Annotated in this window: 18 protein-coding genes, 1 pseudogene and 1 riboswitch; of the genes and pseudogenes, 15 read left to right on the top strand and 4 right to left on the bottom strand. The window is 65.4% G+C overall.

All coding sequences use genetic code 11. From position 1 onward, the window contains the following. The gene (locus HCZ97_RS18275; RefSeq protein ID WP_167690552.1) at window positions 1–984 is read right to left on the bottom strand and encodes a fatty acid desaturase; all 984 of its coding nucleotides are present in this window, start codon (window positions 982–984) and stop codon (window positions 1–3) included. A 106-nt stretch (window positions 985–1090) separates the two neighbouring features. Between HCZ97_RS18275 and HCZ97_RS18270 the strand changes: the two genes are divergently transcribed. The 8 genes from HCZ97_RS18270 (at window position 1091) to HCZ97_RS18235 (ending at window position 8822) form a co-directional block, all read left to right on the top strand. Next, complete coding sequence (locus HCZ97_RS18270) at window positions 1091–1954, top strand: LysR substrate-binding domain-containing protein (protein ID WP_167690551.1); 864 nt, start codon at window positions 1091–1093, stop codon at window positions 1952–1954. 71 nt (window positions 1955–2025) lie between these two features. Beyond that, window positions 2026–2910 carry a LysR substrate-binding domain-containing protein gene (locus tag HCZ97_RS18265; protein ID WP_167690550.1) on the top strand — a complete coding sequence of 295 codons (885 nt, stop codon included), beginning with the start codon at window positions 2026–2028 and terminating at the stop codon, window positions 2908–2910. Window positions 2911–3040: 130 nt separating this feature from the next. Then, on the top strand, window positions 3041–4087 hold the full coding sequence (locus HCZ97_RS18260; RefSeq protein ID WP_167690549.1) for an ABC transporter ATP-binding protein: 1047 nt from the start codon (window positions 3041–3043) through the stop codon (window positions 4085–4087). A 34-nt stretch (window positions 4088–4121) separates the two neighbouring features. After that, window positions 4122–5234: an ABC transporter substrate-binding protein gene (locus tag HCZ97_RS18255; protein WP_167690548.1), complete on the top strand. Its 1113-nt coding sequence runs from the start codon at window positions 4122–4124 to the stop codon at window positions 5232–5234. Between the two features lie 55 nt (window positions 5235–5289). Next, the gene (locus HCZ97_RS18250) at window positions 5290–6096 is read left to right on the top strand and encodes an ABC transporter permease (RefSeq protein ID WP_167690547.1); all 807 of its coding nucleotides are present in this window, start codon (window positions 5290–5292) and stop codon (window positions 6094–6096) included. Next, window positions 6093–6893: an ABC transporter permease gene (locus HCZ97_RS18245; RefSeq protein ID WP_167690546.1), complete on the top strand. Its 801-nt coding sequence runs from the start codon at window positions 6093–6095 to the stop codon at window positions 6891–6893. The genes HCZ97_RS18250 and HCZ97_RS18245 overlap by 4 nt, the downstream gene beginning before the upstream one ends. 25 nt (window positions 6894–6918) lie before the next feature. Continuing rightward, window positions 6919–7869, top strand: coding sequence for an agmatinase (speB, locus tag HCZ97_RS18240; protein WP_167690545.1), 951 nt, complete (start codon window positions 6919–6921; stop codon window positions 7867–7869). Next, window positions 7869–8822 (top strand): NAD(P)-dependent oxidoreductase, encoded by a 954-nt coding sequence (locus tag HCZ97_RS18235; RefSeq protein ID WP_167690544.1) that lies wholly within the window; start codon window positions 7869–7871, stop codon window positions 8820–8822. The genes speB and HCZ97_RS18235 overlap by 1 nt, the downstream gene beginning before the upstream one ends. Here HCZ97_RS18235 and bluB read toward each other — a convergent pair. Together bluB and HCZ97_RS18225 are read right to left on the bottom strand one after the other, a co-directional pair. Next, window positions 8819–9517: a 5,6-dimethylbenzimidazole synthase gene (gene bluB / locus HCZ97_RS18230; RefSeq protein WP_167690543.1), complete on the bottom strand. Its 699-nt coding sequence runs from the start codon at window positions 9515–9517 to the stop codon at window positions 8819–8821. The two genes, HCZ97_RS18235 and bluB, sit on opposite strands and share 4 nt — an antisense overlap. 48 nt (window positions 9518–9565) lie before the next feature. Continuing rightward, window positions 9566–9749: riboswitch (cobalamin riboswitch) on the bottom strand. A 32-nt stretch (window positions 9750–9781) separates the two neighbouring features. Continuing rightward, window positions 9782–10675 carry a LysR substrate-binding domain-containing protein gene (locus tag HCZ97_RS18225; RefSeq protein ID WP_167690542.1) on the bottom strand — a complete coding sequence of 298 codons (894 nt, stop codon included), beginning with the start codon at window positions 10673–10675 and terminating at the stop codon, window positions 9782–9784. A 139-nt stretch (window positions 10676–10814) separates the two neighbouring features. Here HCZ97_RS18225 and HCZ97_RS18220 point away from each other — a divergent pair, with 139 nt between their 5' ends. Then, the gene (locus HCZ97_RS18220) at window positions 10815–11942 is read left to right on the top strand and encodes a TauD/TfdA family dioxygenase (RefSeq protein ID WP_254871598.1); all 1128 of its coding nucleotides are present in this window, start codon (window positions 10815–10817) and stop codon (window positions 11940–11942) included. Continuing rightward, the gene (locus HCZ97_RS18215; RefSeq protein WP_167690540.1) at window positions 11939–12682 is read left to right on the top strand and encodes a class II aldolase/adducin family protein; all 744 of its coding nucleotides are present in this window, start codon (window positions 11939–11941) and stop codon (window positions 12680–12682) included. The genes HCZ97_RS18220 and HCZ97_RS18215 overlap by 4 nt, the downstream gene beginning before the upstream one ends. A gap of 103 nt (window positions 12683–12785) precedes the next feature. Here the strand turns inward: HCZ97_RS18215 and HCZ97_RS18210 are convergent, their stop codons facing one another. Next, window positions 12786–13763, bottom strand: coding sequence for a GlxA family transcriptional regulator (locus HCZ97_RS18210; RefSeq protein WP_254871597.1), 978 nt, complete (start codon window positions 13761–13763; stop codon window positions 12786–12788). A 39-nt stretch (window positions 13764–13802) separates the two neighbouring features. Here HCZ97_RS18210 and HCZ97_RS18205 point away from each other — a divergent pair, with 39 nt between their 5' ends. The 5 genes and pseudogenes from HCZ97_RS18205 to HCZ97_RS20665 form a co-directional block, all read left to right on the top strand. Then, window positions 13803–14963: an acyl-CoA dehydrogenase family protein gene (locus HCZ97_RS18205; RefSeq protein WP_167690539.1), complete on the top strand. Its 1161-nt coding sequence runs from the start codon at window positions 13803–13805 to the stop codon at window positions 14961–14963. A 1-nt stretch (window position 14964) separates the two neighbouring features. Next, window positions 14965–17052 carry an acetate--CoA ligase family protein gene (locus HCZ97_RS18200; RefSeq protein WP_167690538.1) on the top strand — a complete coding sequence of 696 codons (2088 nt, stop codon included), beginning with the start codon at window positions 14965–14967 and terminating at the stop codon, window positions 17050–17052. Continuing rightward, the gene (locus HCZ97_RS18195) at window positions 17049–17831 is read left to right on the top strand and encodes a carnitinyl-CoA dehydratase (RefSeq protein WP_167690537.1); all 783 of its coding nucleotides are present in this window, start codon (window positions 17049–17051) and stop codon (window positions 17829–17831) included. The genes HCZ97_RS18200 and HCZ97_RS18195 overlap by 4 nt, the downstream gene beginning before the upstream one ends. Before the next feature lie 13 nt (window positions 17832–17844). Next, complete coding sequence (locus HCZ97_RS18190) at window positions 17845–18768, top strand: 3-keto-5-aminohexanoate cleavage protein (protein WP_167690536.1); 924 nt, start codon at window positions 17845–17847, stop codon at window positions 18766–18768. Beyond that, a pseudogene (locus HCZ97_RS20665) lies at window positions 18765–18907 on the top strand (carnitine 3-dehydrogenase); the annotation flags it as partial. The gene HCZ97_RS18190 and the pseudogene HCZ97_RS20665, both read left to right, overlap by 4 nt.

Below are 18907 nucleotides of genomic sequence, written 5' to 3'. Positions count from 1 at the left end.
TCATTCCGCGGCCATGCGCACTGTGCGACCGCCCCGGGTGGGCAGTACCCAGACCTCGTTCATCGGGTACTGGCTTTCGTCTTTCTGGCGCAGCTTGCCGATCACCTCGATCTGGAATTCGATCCAGCCCATCCGCCAGACCTCGCCTGCCTTGTCCTCGATCTTGGCATTCAGGTGCTTCAGCTTCCAGAACGGCACGGAGGGGAAGGTGTGATGCGCGGTGTGGTAAGGCATCTGCCAGCAGAGCCAGCGCATCACCGCGTTGGTGCGGGTCGAGCGGGTGTTCTCCAGGATGTTCTGCTCATGGCTGAGGCCCAGGTGCTCGATCGTGTTCTGCAGCTGGTGAACGGGTTTGGTCAGCACCATTGGGATGATCCAGAAGGTCGCCCAGGCCCAGCTGCCGAACGCCGCGAAAACGGCGATGATCGCGATGTAAAGCGCCAGGTGGATGCGGCTTTCGCGGATCACCTTGGCCTCCTGATCGGCGCGGATATAGGGCTCGATGATGATCCCGCGGGCGCGGCGCACGATGCCCAGAACCCTGTTTTTCCAGTAGGATACGCCGGAGAGCCACAGCAGGTAGGTCCGCAGCGTATAGGGTTCGCGCACCAGTTCGCCATCGCGTTCCCAGTCCTGGGTCCACTGGTGGTGGGCGAAGTGCATGATCTGGTCGTAATCGCGCGGGAAGAGCATGAAGAAGCCGATGACCCGGCCCCAGAATTCATTCACCTGCCGGGTGGCGAAGACGGTGGAATGGGACAGCTCATGCTGGGCCGCGTATAGGAAGTTGATCAGCACCCCCAGCACGAAGCCGGTCAGCAGCACCCACCACGTCCCCATGGCCAGGTAATGCAGCCAGCCCGTCACGGCGATGGCCCCAAGGTGGCTGCCCATCTGCAGCCAGCCGCGCAGATCCGAGCGCTGGTTCAGCGCCTTCAGCTCTGCGGGTTCCAGCAGTTTCCGGCGTGAAAAGCTCGCTTCCATGGCGTGTCCCCTTGTCCTGTTGCCTGTCCTGTTGCGCGCCAAGGGTATTTCATCAATATTCTGCATGTCTATTGACATTATTTCCGCAATCACATGCAATTCCTGCATGAATCTACCACCCATCTCTGCTCTGGAAGTGCTGGAGGCCCTGGCCCGCACGGGATCCGTCAGCCGCACGGCAGAGGCGGTGCACCTGAGCCAGAGCGCGGTGTCCCACAAGCTGAAGGCGCTTGAGGCGCACCTGGGGTTCAGGCTGACCACGCCGCAGGGCCGGGGCGTGGCCCTGACCGGAGAGGCGCGGCGCTACGTGGCGGCGGTCTCTCCTGGGTTGGCGGCGTTGCGGGACGCGCACCGGGGATTGGGCATGGCGCGCGGCGGGCTGGACATTGCCGTGTCCTCCGGCCTGGCGGCCACCTGGCTGGCCCCTAGATTACGCCGTTTTCTCAATGGCTTCCCTGAGATTTCCCTGACCCTGCGTAGCGTGGCGCTTGGCGAGAGCTTTCCGCCCTGCGACCTGGAAATCGCCTTTACCGCCACGCCCGGAGAGGGGGCAGAGCACCTTTTTGACGTGACCTTCTTCCCAGTGTGCAGTCCGGATTTCCTCTATGCCAACGCGGGTCTCACGCCGCAGAGCCTGGCGCCGGACATGCTGCTGCACCTGGATAACCGCGACGACTGGGCTCACTGGCTGACGGCCGTGCAAAGCCCGGTGCCGACCAGCGGTGGCGGCATTCGCTTTACCGGCCTGCTGGCGATGTACGCGGCGGCAGAGGCGGGGCTGGGCATCGGGTTGGGCGATGCGCTGACCTCGGCCCGCGCGCTCAGTACAGGGCGGCTGGTGCGGGTCTTTGATCATGAGTTGCCCTCGGGCGCGGGCTACTGGATCACGCCGACGCCCGGCGGTCTGACCGCGCCGGCCTCTGCCTTCCTGGACTGGATCCGGGCAGAGATCGCCGCGACCGGCCCCTGAGAGTGCGAAAAAACCTGGGTCTTTGACAAACGGAATTGCACAAGTGCAGGCATGTGGGCCACTCTGGTTAAATGCAGCGCGTTCCCTCCACCCAGGCCCTTCGGGCGCTTGAAAGCTTTTCCCGGCTGGGCACTGTCTGGCAGGCTGCGGAAGAGCTGCACCTGACCAAAAGTGCCGTTTCCCACCAGCTCAGGCAGCTGGAAAGAGAGCTGGGATTCCCCCTGACCACCCGCTCCGGCACCCGGCTTGAGCTGACGCCCCTGGGCCGGGGCTATGCTGCGGACATCCGCCGGGCCTTGGACATCCTGGCCAATTCGGCCGTGCAATCGGCGACGCGCGGGATCACCGGGCACCTGACGGTCAGCGCGCCGCCTGCCTTTGCCTCCAACTGGCTGTGCCGGGTCATCGACAGTTTCATAGAGGCCTATCCAGAGGTCAACCTGCGGCTGGTCACGCCAAGGCGGCTGGATGATGTCAGCAGCCCGGACGTCGACCTGTTCGTCGCCTTTGGGCAGGATTTCACTGGAAATGTTGAAATTGAGACCCTGGAACCGATCGAATACACGCCGCTCTGCAGCCCGGCCTACCTGAACCGTTTCGACCGTTTCCCGGATCCCTCCCGCCTGGCGGGGGCCACGCTGCTGCACCTGGTGGATAAGTCGGAATGGGACGGGTGGCTGCGCCTGATGGGTCAGCCGATGGGATTGGCGAGTCGGGGAATCATATTTTCAGACATGAACCTGGTCTATTCGGCGGCCATGGCCGGGCAGGGGATCGCCATGGGTGATGAATTTGTGTGCGGAGAGGCTCTGGACCGTGGATTACTGGTCCGCCCATTTTCGCAGGCCCTGCCGACGGAAAACGCATATTGCCTTGCCGTGCCCCGAGATCGCGCCGACACGCCGGTTCGTGATGCATTTCTGGGCTGGCTTCGAGAGGCTTTGCGCAATCGCTAGGCGGGTTGTGAAGAATTTCCCCCAATGGCAAGTTTTATTTGTCGTTTGTGCAAATATGTTTCACTTGTACCTCTGGCCCCTGACCTTCCTATTCTTGAGCTGACAAGCCAAACGGAACAGGACGGACAGTGTGAATACCTCTTCGGCAGCCATCGAAGCCGTCGCTATCGGCAAGGATTTTGGCAGTTTCACCGCGCTGGATGACATCTCGATGACGATCAACCCCGGAGAGTTCGTCACGCTGCTCGGGCCGTCGGGCTCCGGCAAGACGACCTTCCTGATGATCCTTTCGGGTTTCGAGCAGGCCACCCGTGGATCCCTGCTGATCGATGGCATGGATCGCACCCTGTCCCCGGCAGAGGCGCGCGGCTTCGGCATGGTCTTCCAGGGCTACGCGCTGTTCCCGCACATGACGGTGGAGGAAAACATCGCCTTCCCGCTCAAGGTCCAGAAACGCTCGGCGGCGCAGATCAAGAGCCGCGTGGCAGAGATGATCGAGCTGGTGGGGCTTGCGGGCCATGGCCACAAGAAGCCGACGGGCCTGTCGGGTGGTCAGCAGCAGCGGGTCGCCCTGGCCCGCGCCCTGGCCTATGAACCCCCCGTGCTCCTGCTGGATGAACCCTTTTCCGCGCTGGACAAGAACCTGCGCGGCCAGATGCAGGAAGAGATGCGGCGCATCCACGCCCGGATGGGCACCACCTTCGTCTTCGTCACCCACGACCAGTCCGAAGCGCTGGCGCTGTCCTCGCGTATCGCGATCTTCAACCACGGCCGTTTGCAGCAGATCGCCACGCCGACGGAAGTCTACGAGCGCCCGGCCAACCGTTTCGTTGCCGAATTCCTGGGTGAGATCAACGTGATGCCGGCCAGCTTCACCAGTGGCATGGCGCAGGTGGGCGGCATCAGCCTGCCGCTGCCCGGCCCGGCAGAGGGCGCAACCCACCTGGCCGTGCGCCCCGAGAAGATGACCCTTCTGACAGGGGCAGACGCCACCGCCATGCCCTGCAAGGTCACCGACAGGATCTACATGGGCGCCACGTCGCGCCTGCTGCTGGAAAGCACCACGGATGCCACGCCGCTGGTCTTGGACCAGCCCACAGCCGATCTGCCCGACGGCGTGCAACCCGGACGCCAGATCTGGGTCCGTTGGGCCCCAACAGACAGCCTGATCTTCTGATCCGGCTGCGCCTACAGAACAGAGAGGAAACCACATGAACGGACATTTCCAGAAGGACCAGGCGCTGCTCCTGGCAGAGAAATTCAAGAGCGGGCGCATCAATCGCCGCAGCTTCGTGCAGGGGCTGGGCATGCTGGCCGGCGCCTCGGCGCTTGGTCTGAACGCCGCCACCGCCAAGGCCGACACGAAAGAGATGATCTACGTGAACTGGGGCGGTGACGCGATCGACGCCATGGCAGAGGCCTTCGGCGACAGCTTCACCGAAGAGACCGGGATCACCATCCTTTACGACGGCTCCGGCCCGACCGAAGGCGCGATCAAGGCCCAGGCCGAAGGCGGCAGCCCCACCTGGGACCTGGTCGATTGCGATCCCTTCTCTGGCCAGGCGCTTGGCCGCCAGGGCCTGATGGAGCCGATCGACTGGTCCATCGTCGACGAAGGCAAGCTTCGCGAGGGCTTCAAGTGGGAATACGCGGCCTCCAGCTATTTCTACAGCTACGTCATCGCCTATGACAAAACCGTCTATGACACTCCGCCGACCTCCATGGCCGACTTCTTCGATACCGAGAAGTTCCCGGGCAAGCGGTCCATGTACAAATGGGGCGTGGGCATGTGGGAAGCGGCGCTGCTGGCCGATGGCGTTGCGCCCGAGGACCTCTATCCGCTGGATATGGAGCGCGCGCACGCCAAGATCGCGGCCTTCAAGGACAACGTTGGCGCCTTCTGGGGCGGCGGGGCGGAAAGCCAGTCCCTGCTGCTGAACGGCGACGTGTCGATGGCTCTGATCTGGAGCACCCGCGCGATGCTGCTGGACAAGGACACCGATGGCGATATCGCCATGACCTGGGCAGAAGGCATCATCGCGCCCGGCTCCAACGGCGTGATCAAGAACAACCCCGGCGGCGCGGAAGCGGCGATGCAGTACATCGCCTCTACCCAGGATCCCGAGAAGCAGGTCGTGCTTTTCGAGATGCTCGGCAACGGCCCGGCGAACCCTGCCGCCGATGCTCTGATCCCGGATGAAGAGAAGTTCTACAATCCCGTGGACCCGGAGAACTATGCCCAGCAGATCCCGCTGGACATGGACTGGTATGAGGAAAACTACGGCGCGGCCCTGGACGAATACCTCGGCATCATCTCTTCCTGATCAACACCTTGCCGGTGCGGTGCCCCCGCGCCGGCAGCCCTTTCAAGGCCGCTTCATGTCCCGCACATTGCTCATCGCTCCGCTCCTGCTGTTTCTTGGCGTGACCTACCTGGTTCCGCTGGCGGGCGTCCTGCTGCAAAGCGTCACCGTGCCCGAACCCGGCCTGCAGAACTACCAGGAGGTCCTGGGGGACCCGCTGGTCTGGAGCGTCATCTGGCGCACGCTGCGCATCTGCCTTTTCGTCACCGTGCTGGCCACGGTGCTGGCCTATCCGCTGACCATGCTCTGGGTTCGGGGCAGGCGCCCCGTGCAGATCGTGGTCGAGCTTTGCATCATGATCCCCTTCTGGCTTTCCGTGCTCAGCCGGACCTTCGGCTGGCTGTCGATGCTGTCCAACCGGGGCCTGCTGAACACCTGGCTGAAGGACCTCGGCATCATCGACATGTCGCTGACCATGGTGCGCAATGATTTCGGCGTGATCGTCGGCATGGTGCATTTTCTCATTCCCTTCGCGGTCTTCCCGCTGGCCTCGGCCATGCGCAACATGGATGAACGCGTGCTGATGGCCGCGCGCGGCATCGGCGCCTCTCGGTTCCGGGTCTTCTGGCAAATCTTCGTGCCGATGACCTGGGGCGGCATCATGGGCGCGGCGCTGCTGGTCTTCGTCTTTTCCATCGGCTTCTACGTGGTGCCCACCCTGCTGGGCGGCGGGCGCTCGGTCATGATCGCAGAGCTTATCTACCTGCGGATCTTCCAGATCCCGGACTGGGGCATCGCGGCGGCGCTTTCGGCGCTGATCATGGTGGCCGTCGGGGGCTTCCTGGTCACCATCATTCGCCGCACGGGGGTCGGTTCCCAATGAAGACACGTACAGGCCCCTTCACGGCGCTGATCGGCGGGCTGACCGCGATCTTCCTGCTGCTGCCCTTGCTGGCGGTGATCCCGGTCAGCTTCACGCCCAAGCGTTACCTCAGCCTGCCCCGCGGCGAATGGTCCACCCGCCACTACGAGGCGCTGATCAGCAAGCCCGAGTGGGCCGAGAGCATCTTCCTGTCGCTCAAGGTCGGCTTGCTCGCGGCAAGCCTGTCGACCCTGCTGGCGCTGGCCTTCGCGCTTGGCCTCTGGATGATGCGGCCCCGGGGCGGCAGCCTGCTGGCCGGCGTCGCCCTGCTGCCCATGGTGGCCCCGCCGGTGGTTTCGGCCCTCACGCTCTATTACTTCCTGCGCCAGGCGACAGAGTGGAATTCGCTGGTGATCTACGATGGCTGGGTGGGCGTTGCGGTGGCGCATACGGTCATGGTTGTGCCCTATGCGGTGGTCGTGATCATGGTTGCGCTGTCCCAGGTGGATCGCAAGATCGACCTGGCCGCCCGCTCCATGGGAGCCACGGTCTGGACCCGGATCACCCAGGTGATCCTGCCCAACATCCGCTTCGGGGTGGCCAGCGGCTTCCTTCTCAGCTTCATCTTGTCCTGGGATGAGATCGGCGTGACCCTCTTCATCACCTCGGTGCGGGCCATCACCCTGCCCAGGCGCATGTGGATGGGCCTTCGCGACAATATCGACCCCTCGGTCGCGGCGATTTCCGTGCTACTGATCGCCCTTGTCACCTTCGTCATCCTTGGGCGCGTGGTCTGGCAGATGACCCGCCGCGCCTGATCCCTTTCAGAAGCGAAGACCTGAAATGACCCAGCATACCTACAACCAGCCGCTTGGCGGCAATGACATGCCCCGCACCGGCGGCCCCGCCACCATGATGCGCCTGCCCACACAGGAGACGGCCGCGGGGCTGGATGCCTGCTTCGTCGGCATCCCCATGGACATCGGCACCTCCAACCGGCCGGGCACGCGGCTGGGCCCGCGCCAGATCCGCGATGAAAGCCGCATGATCCGGCCCTACAACATGGCGACCCGCGCCGCACCGTTCGAGCATCTGCAGGTGGCCGATATCGGGGACGTTCCGATCAACCTCTTCGACCTGAAGAAGAGCGTCGACATCATCACCGACCATTACCGCGAGATCCTTTCCCACGGCGCGATCCCGCTGACGCTGGGCGGCGATCACACGCTGACCTGGCCGATCCTGCGCGCGATCCGCGAAAAGCACGGGCCGGTGGCGCTGATCCACGTGGATGCGCATTCCGATACCAACATGGAGATGTTCGGTGAAACGGTCGCCCATGGCTGCCCCTTCCGGCGCGCTTGGGAGGATGACTGCCTGATCAACGACAAGGTCTTCCAGATCGGGCTGCGCGGCTCCGGCTACGCGGCGGATGACTTTGACTGGGGCCGCAATCAGGGCTGGACCTGCATCCAGGCCGAGGAGTGCTGGCACAAGTCCCTCACCCCCCTGATGGCCGAGATCCGCGCGAAGATCGGCGATGCGCCGGTCTACCTGACCTACGATATCGACAGCCTGGATCCCGCCTTTGCCCCCGGCACCGGCACGGTCGAGGTCGGTGGGCTGACCACCATGCAGGGGCTTGAGATCATTCGCGGCACAGCCGGTCTGAACCTGGTGGGCTGTGACCTGGTGGAGGTGTCTCCGCCCTATGACCCGTCCGGCAATACCGCCGTCATCGCCGCGAACTTCCTGTACGAGATGCTCTGCGCGCTGCCCGGCGTGGCTCGCTGATGGCAGCGCTGCAGGGCGTCTGGCTGTCTACCGGCTTCGACCTGGGCGAGTTCTTTGGCCAGGCGCTGGCAAAGGCCGACCCCGAGGGCGACGTGCAGCTCTTCTACCCGGAGGAGGTGCCGGACCCGGCGGCGATCCGTTTCGCGCTTTGCTGGCGGCCGGCGGCAGGGGCCTTTCATCCCTATCCTAACCTCGCGCTCGCCATGTCGGTGGCGGCTGGGGTCGACGGGCTGGTGGATCACCCGGGCCTTGCACCGGCGATCCCCGTGGCCCGGATCCGCGATCCCAACCAGTCCAGCCAGATGGCAGGCTACGTTGCCCATGAGGTACTGCACCGCGAACGCGCCTTCGGACAGATGGCGGAGAACGCGGCGCGGGGCAGGTGGCAGCGCATTCCCCTGCGCGCGCCCGGCTCCACCATCATCGCGGTGCTGGGCCATGGTAGCATGGGGCGCGCTGTTGTGCTGGCGCTGAAGACGCTGGGCTTCGCGCTGCGCGTTGCCTGCCGCTCTGCCCCGGCAGAGCCCCTGGAGGGCGTGACCTACCTGACCGGAGAGGAGGCCATCGCCCAGGCGGTGACCGGCGCTGATTACATCGTCAACGTCCTGCCCCTGACGCCGCAGACACGTGACGTGCTAGACGCCGCAGTCTTTTCGCGCCTCAAGCCCGGCGCGTGGCTGATCCAGATCGGCCGGGGGGAACACCTTGTGGAAGAGGACCTGATCCCGGCGCTGGATGCGGGTCAGCTGGCCGGGGCGACGCTGGACGTGGTCCGCCAGGAGCCGCTGGCGCCGGATCATCCCTTCTGGTCTGATCCACGCCTGCGCATCACGCCTCATGTTGCCAGCGACGCCCTGCCGGAGGTCGTGGCGGAACAGGTGCTGACCACCCTGCACGCGCTGCGCGACGGGCAGCCGCTTGACCTGGCGGTGGACCGGGGCAGGGGCTACTAGCCCTCTGGCCGCTCCCCCCAACGATCAGCAAAGATCATCTCTTCCAGTGGTGTCTTGCGGCCCCATCCGCGCAGCTCAAGCTCGGGGCTCTCGTAAAGTTCGCTGACGTGGCCAAGGCAAAGATAGGCCACCGGCACCACGTGATCGGGCAGGGCGAAGATGCGGCGCAGGTCGCTGTCGTGAAAGATGCTGACCCAGCCCACTCCGATCCCCTCGGCCCGCGCGGCCAGCCAGAGGTTCTGCACCGCGCAGACGGTGGAATAGAGGTCCGTGTCGCGGTTGTGGGTGCGGCCCAGAACGGTCGGCCCGCCCCGCTCGCGGTCGCAGGTGATGAACAGGTTCACCGGCGCATCGCGGATGCCCTGCAGCTTCAGTTCCGAATAGAGCGTCCGGCGCGCGCCGCTGAACATCTGCTCGGCCTCGCCATTGGCGCGTTCGAAGGACTGGCGGACCTCTTCACGGATCGTTGCATCGCGGATCACGATGAAGTTCCAAGGCTGCGACAGTCCGACCGAGGGCGCGTCATGGGCCGCCCCCAGGATCCGCATCAGCACATCGTCCGCGATGGAATCGGGCTGGAACTGGCTGCGCACATCGCGGCGTTCGCGGATGGCCCGGTAGACCGCGGCCCTTTCAGACTCGGAAAATGCGCCTGCGGGCTGCAACCCGTCCGGTTTCGACTCTTCTGGCTTCATGACATACCCCCTGCCTGACACGCCTGCGATCGCGACGCCGTCCACGCGCCGGGATCTGTAATGTCCGGCCGGTCTTCTGACTTGGTTTCGACCCGAAGCGGCACCTTCCCGGCGCATCGCCAGTGGCCTTTGCCGCCCGGTCCACCTTACAGCGTTGGGCACGTCACGGGGTTGCACCGTGTTCCCGATTATCCCGGCCTTTCAGCGGGGCACCGAACCCCTAACGAGGTAAAGACCCGCGCGCCCGGACGCAACAGTTCCGTGCTATGCCGGGGCGCCCGTCAGCCCGCGCACCCAGTCCACAAAGGCCTGGCCATCCGTGGAAAGATGCGGCGCCCCGGTTATGTAGTAGCTGGTGCCCAGGTCCACCGCGCCCCCCGGCCAGGAGCGCAGCGCGCCGTCCTGTTCTGCCCGGGCGGTGATCGAACGCCAGCCCAGCATCAGACCGCGCCCGTCCAGCACCGCCTGGGCCGCCTGGACGTAGTTGTTGAAGCTCTGCCCGCCCATGCGCGCCCGTGCGATGCCGCGCCTCTGAAAGTATTCCTCCCAGCCGGCCCAGTGCTGGTTGCGGGGGCTGCGGACATGGATCAGGGCGGCCTCTTCCAGGCTGCGCCCCTCCGCCAGGTAGCGCGCGACCAGCTCTGGCGCGCCGACCGGGCAGACCTGTTCATCGAACAGCTTTTCCGTTCCTCCTTCGCGCCAGCCGCCGGTGCCGTAGCGCAGCGCCACGTCGACACCGGGCGCCAGCAGCGGCAGATCCGTTGCCGGGGCCTGCACGTTCACGGTGATCTCCGGGTGGCGGGCGTAAAAATCCGGCAGGCGGGGCATCAGCCAGTAGGTCGCCATGCCCAGCGTGCAGCTGACTGTCACCTGCCTTTCGTCGGCTCCCTGCAGGGCGCGGATATCTTCCAGCGTCGCGGTGATCCGCCCCAAGCCCTCGCGCACGGCGCGGGCCAGCATCTCTCCGGCCTCGGTCAGGCCGGCGGGGCGGGTGCCGCGGTCGATCAGGGAGACGTCCAGGTGATCCTCAAGCGCGCGCAGCGCCTGGCTGACCGCCGGCTGGGTCACGTTCAGCCGCGCGGCGGCCTCCCGCATGGAGCCATGGCGCGAAAAGGCCTCGAAGGTGGTGAGCAGGCGCAGGGGGGGCAGGCGGTCCATGACATAACCCGTAACTTAACGAATGGCTTATCTTACCTTCAGGGTAAACGATCTGTCGGCGGGCGCAATTCCCTGACATCTTCCGGGGCAGATCCTCCCCCAAATATCGAGAAAACAAATGAACGTTCATGCACCTGCATTGAAAGACCCCCGGCATGTCACGCTGCATGATACCGGGCTGGAGCTGCCCCTTGCCGATGGGCTGGAGCATTACTTCAACTACTATTGGTTGCGCGACAATTGCCCCAGCTCGTTCTCCCCTGTGACGCGGGAGCGCAGCTTCGACATCTTCCACCTGGACCAGCCGCCGCGTGCCGAAACCGCCGTGGTCGAGGGCGATGCGCTGGTGATCCACTGGCAGGGCGAAGACCACGTGACCCGGATGCCGCTGTCCTGGCTGGAAACCTATGCCGGCGGCAAGACCCGTGCCGATGTGGCTGACCTGCCGCGCAAGGCCTGGTTCGCCGATCACTACGCCGATGTGCCGCGCTTTTCCCAGCCGCGCCTGGTCGCGGATCCCGCCGAGCGCGCGAAATGGATGGAAGCGATCCTGGTCGAAGGCTTCGCCATCGTGTCGGACATGCCCGATACCGAAGCCGGCATCACCGAGCTGGCAGAGCTGATGGGATCGGTGCGGCCGACCTTCTTCGGCACCTACTTCGATGTCTACATGCAGATCGATCCGACCAATACCGCCTATACCGCAGGCGCGCTTGAGCTGCACACCGACACCCCGGCAGAGGAATTCGCCCCTGGCATCCAGTTCCTGCATTGCCGCGCCAACAGCGTGGATGGCGGCGAAAGCCTTTATGCGGATGGCGTCGCCGTGGCCAACGACTTCCGCCACCGCGATCCCGAAGGCTTCCGCCTGCTGTCGACCGTGCCGATCCCCTTCTTCTGCGAGCATGACACCTATGATGCACGCTCGCGCCAGACGGTGATCGAACTGGACGCCCACGGAGAGGTCTCCGGCCTGACGATCAGCCAGCACATGGCCGATATCTTCGACCTGGATCAGCGCCTGCTGGATGACTACTACCCCGCCTTCTGCCGCTTCGGCCGGATGTTGCAGGAAGAGAAATACGTGATGCACTTCCTGATGAAGGCCGGGGAATGCATGGTCTTCGACAATCACCGCATCGTCCATGGCCGCGCCGCATATACCGCCACCAGCGGCGAGCGGATGCTGCGGGGCTGCTACGTGGACCGTTCCGAAATGCGCTCCACCTACCGGGCGCTGGTCAGCGAAGGGCGGTTCAAGGCATGAAGGACCTGACTCCAGACACAGCCCCCCAGACGGAGCAGGCGCTGCGCCGTGACCTGTCGGATGCCTTCCGCATCTGTCACGCCATGGGCTGGAGCGAATCCGTGGGCAACCACTTCTCTGCGGCGATCTCGGCGGATGGGCAGGAATTCCTGCTCAACCCGCGCTGGCAGCATTTCGCGACCATCGCCCCTGAAGACCTGCTGCGGCTGGACAGCCGCAACAGCGACACGCTTGAGGGGCCCGATGCGCCCGATGCCTCTGCCTGGTGCATCCATGGCACGATGCACGGGCAGCTTCCGGCCGCGCGGGTGATCCTGCATTGCCATTCCCCCTATGCCACGGCGCTGTCCTGCCTGGCCGATCCCACGGTCATTCCGCTGGACAACAACACTGCCCGTTTCCACGGCCGCACCGCCTATGACCTGTCCTTCGGCGGCATCGCCGATGCCCAGGAAGAGGGCCAGAGGCTGGCGGAGTCCCTTGGCGACAAGTCGGTGCTGGTGATGGGCAACCACGGGGTGACCATCGTGGGCGATACCGTGGCAGAGGCCTTCGAGGATCTCTACTTCTTCGAAAAGGCGGCGCAGACCATCGTGCTGGCGCGCTCTACCGGGCAGAAGCTGGCGGTGCTGTCGGACGCGGTGGCGCAGAACACGGCAGAGGGCTGGCAGGCCTATCGCGGGATGGCGCAGAAGCACTTTGCTTACCTGCGCTCAACCCTGCCGCCTTTGGGCTCCTGAACGTTCAGGGCCCAAAAGCGCGCCATCTGCTGCGACCGGAGGGGGCGGGACAAACGGAGGGGGCGGGACAAAACCCGTCCCGTCCACTCGAGCCCGGCGGGGCCTAGAAACCCAGCTCCCGCCGGGCTCGCAGCGCACGCGGAGGCAGGCCGAACTCGACCCGGAAGGCCCGTGTCATGGCGCTGGCATCCTTGTAGCCGCAACGCACCGCGATTTCGGCCACCGAGAGAATCGTATTCTCGACCAGGCGGCGGGCCTCGCGCAGGCGGACGGCGCGGTAAAGCTGGCTGGGGCCGATCCCGTAGCGCGCCCGGCACCGCTGTTCCAGGCTCTTGCGGCTCAAGCCCAGCTCTGCGGCGATGGCCTCGACGGGGAGCGGGGCCTCGATCCGGCGCAGCATTAGCGCCATTGCGGCTTCTGCGCTGCGTCCCGGGCGCGGGCCTGCGCCGGCCTCCATGTCGCCATCCAGGAACAGGGCGGCCACCTCAAGGCGCATCACCGCGCCCTGGTGGCGTTCGATCAGCGCCAGCGCCAGCTCGAAGGTGGTAAGTGCCCCGCCGCAGGACAAGAGATCGCCGTCATCCACCACCCGGTCCGGCAGCACCTGCACCTCTGGAAAGCGCTCTGCCAAGGCGATCTGTTCTTCGCGGTGGATGGTGGCGCGGCGTCCCTCCAGCAGCCCGGCGCTGGCCAGCAGCCAGCTGCCCGTGTCCAGCCCCGCAACCGCACCGAACCGCCCCCGCGCTTGGCGCAGCGCGCGCTGGCAATCGGGGCCGTCATGGGCCTGGACATCATAGCTGGGCATGACGAACAGGTAGGCCCCGCGCGCCTGATCCAGCGCCTCCACCTTGACCGTCATCCCGCTGGAAGAGGTCACCTCGCCCGCCTCCAGGCCGACGAACCGCCAGCGGTAGCAGGCTTGCCCGGTCAGGTTGTTCACCGCGCGAAAGGGCTCCACCGCATTGGCCAGGCAGTAGTTCGAGAAGGATGAGAACAGCAATACGGCCAGTTCACGGGGTTCAGTCGATTTTATCGCTTCCTGCATGGTACCCGGCCAGAACTGCATGATTGTCCTGGCCATTCTCTTTCATTGTGCAGCCAATCATTCAAGAGGGCACAGATGCATTTCGGACTTACCGATGAACAGGAGATGATCGTCTCCACCGTCCGCTCCTTCGTGGAGAACGAGATCTATCCGCATGAAAACACCGTCGAAAAGACTGGAGAGGTCCCGGCGGAGATCGCGCAGGAAATCAAGCAGAAGGTCATCGACCTGGGCTTCTACGCGTCCAACTTCCCCGAAAGCGTGGGTGGGCCCGGCCTGTCGCACCTGGAGTTCGCCCTGGTCGAACGCGAGCTTGGCCGCGGCTCCATGGCGCTGACGCACTTCTTCGGGCGGCCGCAGAATATCCTGATGGCCTGCGAAGGCGACCAGGTGGAACGCTACCTGATGCCTGCCGTGCGCGGTGAAAAGATGGATGCCTTGGCGATGACGGAGCCCGACGCAGGCTCTGACGTTCGGGGCATGAAATGCAGCGCCACCCGCGACGGCGGCGATTGGGTCATCAACGGCTCAAAGCACTTCATCTCAGGCGCGGATCACGCGGATTTCTTCATCGTCTTCGTTGCCACCGGCGTCGATGAAACCCCGCGTGGGCCAAAGAAACGGATCACCTGCTTCTTGGTGGATCGCGACACGCCGGGATTCGAGGTGGCCAAGGGCTACAACTCCGTTTCCCACCGGGGCTACAAGAACTGCATTCTCTACTTCGACAACTGCCGCCTGTCGGACGCCCAGGTCCTGGGCGAGGTCGACGGCGGGTTCGAGGTGATGAACGAATGGCTCTATGCCACCCGCATCACCGTCGCGACCATGTCCGTGGGCCGCGCGCGGCGCGTCTTTGACCACGCCGTGGACTATGCGGCCGGGCGCAGCCAGTTCGGCCAGCCCATCGCCAAGTTCCAGGGCGTCAGCTTCCAGATCGCCGACATGATCACAGAGATCGACGCGGCAGACTTGCTGACGTTGTCCTCTGCATGGCGGTTGGACCAGGGCCTGCCCGCCAACCGAGAGATCGCCTCGGCCAAGGTCTATGCCTCTGAAATGCTGGCAAAAGTTACCGATGCCGCGCTGCAGATCCATGGGGGGATGGGCCTGATGGACGAACTGCCCATTGAACGCTTCTGGCGCGATGCCCGGGTGGAGCGCATTTGGGACGGGACCTCTGAAATCCAGCGCCACATCATCAGCCGGGAGATCTTCCGGCCGCTGGGGGCCTGAGATGAAGGACGCGCCGGAAAAGGCCGCGCTTGCGCGGTTCCTGACGCCGCGGGCCATCGTGGTGATCGGCGGGGGTACCTGGTGTGCCTCCGTCATCGCGCAATGCCGGGACAGTGGCTTTACCGGGCCGGTCTGGCCGGTCCACCCCAGCAAGCCAGAGATCGCGGGCGAACGCGCATATGCCAGTCTGGCCGATCTGCCGGGGGTGCCGGATGCGGCCTTCATCGGCGTGAACCGCTCGCTGACCGTCAGCGTCGCGGCAGAGCTTTCGGCGATGGGATGCAGCGGCGCGGTCTGTTTCGCCGCTGGCTTCTCCGAAGCCACGGCAGAGCTGGCCGACGGGGCAGAGCTTCAGGCGCAACTGGTTGAGGCCGCAGGGGAAATGCGCGTCCTTGGCCCAAATTGCTATGGCATGGTCAACATGTTGGACGACGTCGCGCTTTGGCCCGACCGGCACGGCATGACCCCGCTGGAAAGTGGCGTGGCGGTCGTTGGGCAAAGCTCCAACGTGCTGATCAACCTCACCATGCAGCAACGTGGCTTGCCGCTGGCCGCCGTCGTGGCGGCAGGCAACCAAGCGCAGACCTCCATGGCTGATCTTGGCGTGGCGCTGCTGGAAGATCCCCGTATCACCGCCCTGGGTCTGCATATCGAAGGACTTTCCGACATCCCCTCGATCGAAGCTCTGGCGGCCCGCGCCCGTGCCCTTGGCAAGCCCATCGTGGCGCTCAAGGTCGGCTCAAGCCAGCAGGCGCAGGAGGCCGTCGTGTCCCATACAGCTTCCCTCGTGGGCAGCGATGCGGGCGCGCGGGCCCTTCTGGCCCGTCTTGGCATCGCGCAGGTCGACACCCCCGCCGAACTGGTCGAGGCGCTGAAGCTTCTGCATGTGACCGGCGGCTTGCCCTCTGCCAGCGTCGCCTCGGCTTCCTGCTCGGGTGGAGAGGCCTCTCTAATGGCTGATATCGGCGAGCGAGCCGGCCTGCACTTTCCCGTGCTTGATGAGGGGCAGAAGATCGCCCTGCGCGCCGCTTTGGGCCCGCGCGTCGCCCTGGCCAACCCTTTGGATTACAACACCTATATCTGGGGTGACGAAGCGGCGCTGCAGGCCTGTTTCGACGGGCTGGCCAATGGCGCGCAGGCGCTGACGCTGGTCATCCTGGACCTGCCGCGGGCCGATCGCTTCACCGCCCCCGATTACGACCAGGTGCTGTCCGCCATCGAAGCGACCGCCGCGGCGGGCAAGCGCATGGCGGTGCTGTCCCTGCTGCCCGAAGGGCTGCCGGAAGCGGTTTCCGCCAGGCTGATCGCTGCCGGCATCACCCCGCTGTGCGGTATGGGCGAGGCCGCCGTGGCGATCCGAGCGGCCGCGCTTGTCGGTGCGCCGGGTGACGTCAGCGGCGAAGCCTCGCCCGTTCTGTTGCCAGTTCAACAGCCTGGCCCGTCGGGCGATCCCGCGACGTCCCCCCGTCTGTTCGCAGAGGCAGAGGCCAAGCCGCTTCTCTCTGCCGCCGGGCTGCGCGTGCCCGCTGCGGCCCGCGCCCTGAGCCCCGAAGAGGCCGCGACAGAGGCCGCGCGCATCGGCTTCCCTGTGGTGCTGAAGGGCGAAGGCGTGGCGCACAAGACAGAGGCCGGCGCGGTGGTGCTGGGCCTTGGCACCGCGAAAGCGGTCGCCGCCGCCGCCCGCGCCATGCCCTGTGACAGCTTCCTGGTGGAAGAGATGGTCACCGGCACCGTGGCAGAGCTGCTGATCGGGGTCACCCGGGATCCCGCCCATGGCTTTGTGCTGACCATGGGCCTTGGCGGCATCCTGACGGAGCTGATCGGGGATACGACCTCGGTCTTGATCCCGGCGACGCGCGCCGAGATTGACAAAAACCTCAAAAGCTTGCGCACAGGCGCGCTGCTGACAGGCTACCGGGGCCGCCCGAGCGCCGACCTGGACGCGGTGCTCGACACCATCATGGCCCTGCAACAGTTTGTGACGGCGAATGCCGCGACGCTGCAGGAACTCGAAATCAATCCGCTGATGTGCCTGCCCGACGGGGCCGTGGCCGCAGACGCCCTTATCCGCATGGGAGACCCCGCATGACCCGAAATATCCTGGTAGAGCGCCGTGGCGCCGTACTTGAGGTCACAATCAACCGGCCCAAGGCCAATGCCATCGACATGGAAACCTCTCGGGAGCTGGGGGAAACCTTCCTGGCCTTCCGCGACGATCCGGAGCTGCGGGTGGCCATCATCACCGGCGCGGGAGAGAAGTTCTTCTGCCCCGGCTGGGACCTGAAGGCGGCCGCGGAAGGCGAGGCACCGGATGCCGATTACGGCCCCGGCGGCTTTGGCGGCCTGCAAGAGCTGCCGCGCATGAACAAGCCCGTCATCGCCGCCGTCAACGGCATCTGCTGTGGCGGCGGGCTGGAACTGGCGCTTTCGGCCGACATCATCCTTGCCGCCGAACACGCCAGCTTTGCCCTGCCGGAAATCCGATCGGGCACCGTGGCCGATGCTGCCACGCTCAAGCTGCCCAAGCGCGTGCCCTACCACGTCGCGATGGAGCTGCTGCTGACGGGCCGCTGGTTCGACGTGGACGAAGCCCAGCGTTTCGGCCTGGTGAACCGCATCCTGCCGGCGGCAGAGCTGATGGAGGCCGCCCGCGCGCTGGCCGATGAGCTGGCCTCCGGCCCGCCGCTTGTCTTCGCCGCGATCAAGGAAATCGCGCGCGAGGCCGAGGACATGAAATTCCAGGACGGTATGAACCGCATCACGCGGGCCCAGTTCCCCACCGTGGAAACGCTCTATGCCTCCGAGGACCAGAAGGAAGGCGCCCGCGCCTTTGCAGAGAAACGCGATCCGGTCTGGAAGGGCCGCTGAACAGGAGATCCCGATGCCGCTTCAGATGAACCGCAAGCCCTTCATTACCGCTGCCATCACCGGCGCAGGCGCCACCCAGGACAAGAGCCGCCTTGTCCCGCGCTCGCCGCAGGAAATCGCCGAAGCCGCCATCGATGCCGCGCGCGCCGGGGCGGCCATCGTGCATTGCCATGTGCGTGATCCCGAAACCGGCGCGCCCTGCCGCGATGTCGCCTATTACGAGGAACTGACCCGGCTGATCCGCGCCTCGGACGTGGACATGGTGCTGAACCTGACGGCGGGCATCGGCGGTGACCTGACCCTGGGGGCCCCTGAAACACCGCTGGCGCTGGAAGAAGCCGACACCGACATGATCGGTGCGACCGAGCGGATGGCCCATATCCGCGCCTGCCTGCCGGAGATCTGCACTCTGGACTGCGGATCCATGAACTTTGGCGATGGCGATTACGTCATGACCAATACCACCAACATGCTGCGCGCCATGGGCCGTCAGATGACCGACCTTGGCGTGAAGCCGGAGATCGAGGCCTTCGATACCGGCCACCTCTGGTTCGCGCGCCAGCTGGTGAAGGAAGGCGCGCTCGAGGATCCTGCGTTGGTGCAGCTTTGCATGGGCATTCCCTGGGGCGCGCCCAATGACATGCTGACTTTCCAGTCGATGGTGCACAACGTGCCCGCCGGCTGGACCTGGTCCGCCTTCTCCCTGGGCCGGGACCAGATGCCCTATGTCGCGGCCGCCGCCATCGCGGGGGGCAACTGCCGCGTCGGGCTTGAGGACAACCTCTATCTTGAACGCGGTGTGCTGGCCACGAATGCGCAACTGGTTGAAAAGGCGGCAGGGATCCTCAAGGGTCTGGGGGCAGAGCTGATGGGCCCGCAAGAGGTGCGCGACCTTCTGGGCCTGACGAAACGCGTGCCCGAAAGCCTGTCGGCATGAGCCGCGCGGCGATCATCGGCGGTGGGGTCATCGGCGGCGGCTGGGCCGCGCGCTTCCTGCTGAACGGCTGGGACGGGGCCCTGTTCGACCCCGACCCCCCAACCCCCCGCAAGATAGAAGAGGGGCTGGCAAAAGCCCG

Origin of the sequence: Pseudooceanicola sp. HF7, from assembly GCF_011806405.1 — a bacterium.
GTDB lineage: Bacteria > Pseudomonadota > Alphaproteobacteria > Rhodobacterales > Rhodobacteraceae > Pseudooceanicola.
This window is presented reverse-complemented; position numbering and strand designations above follow the sequence as displayed.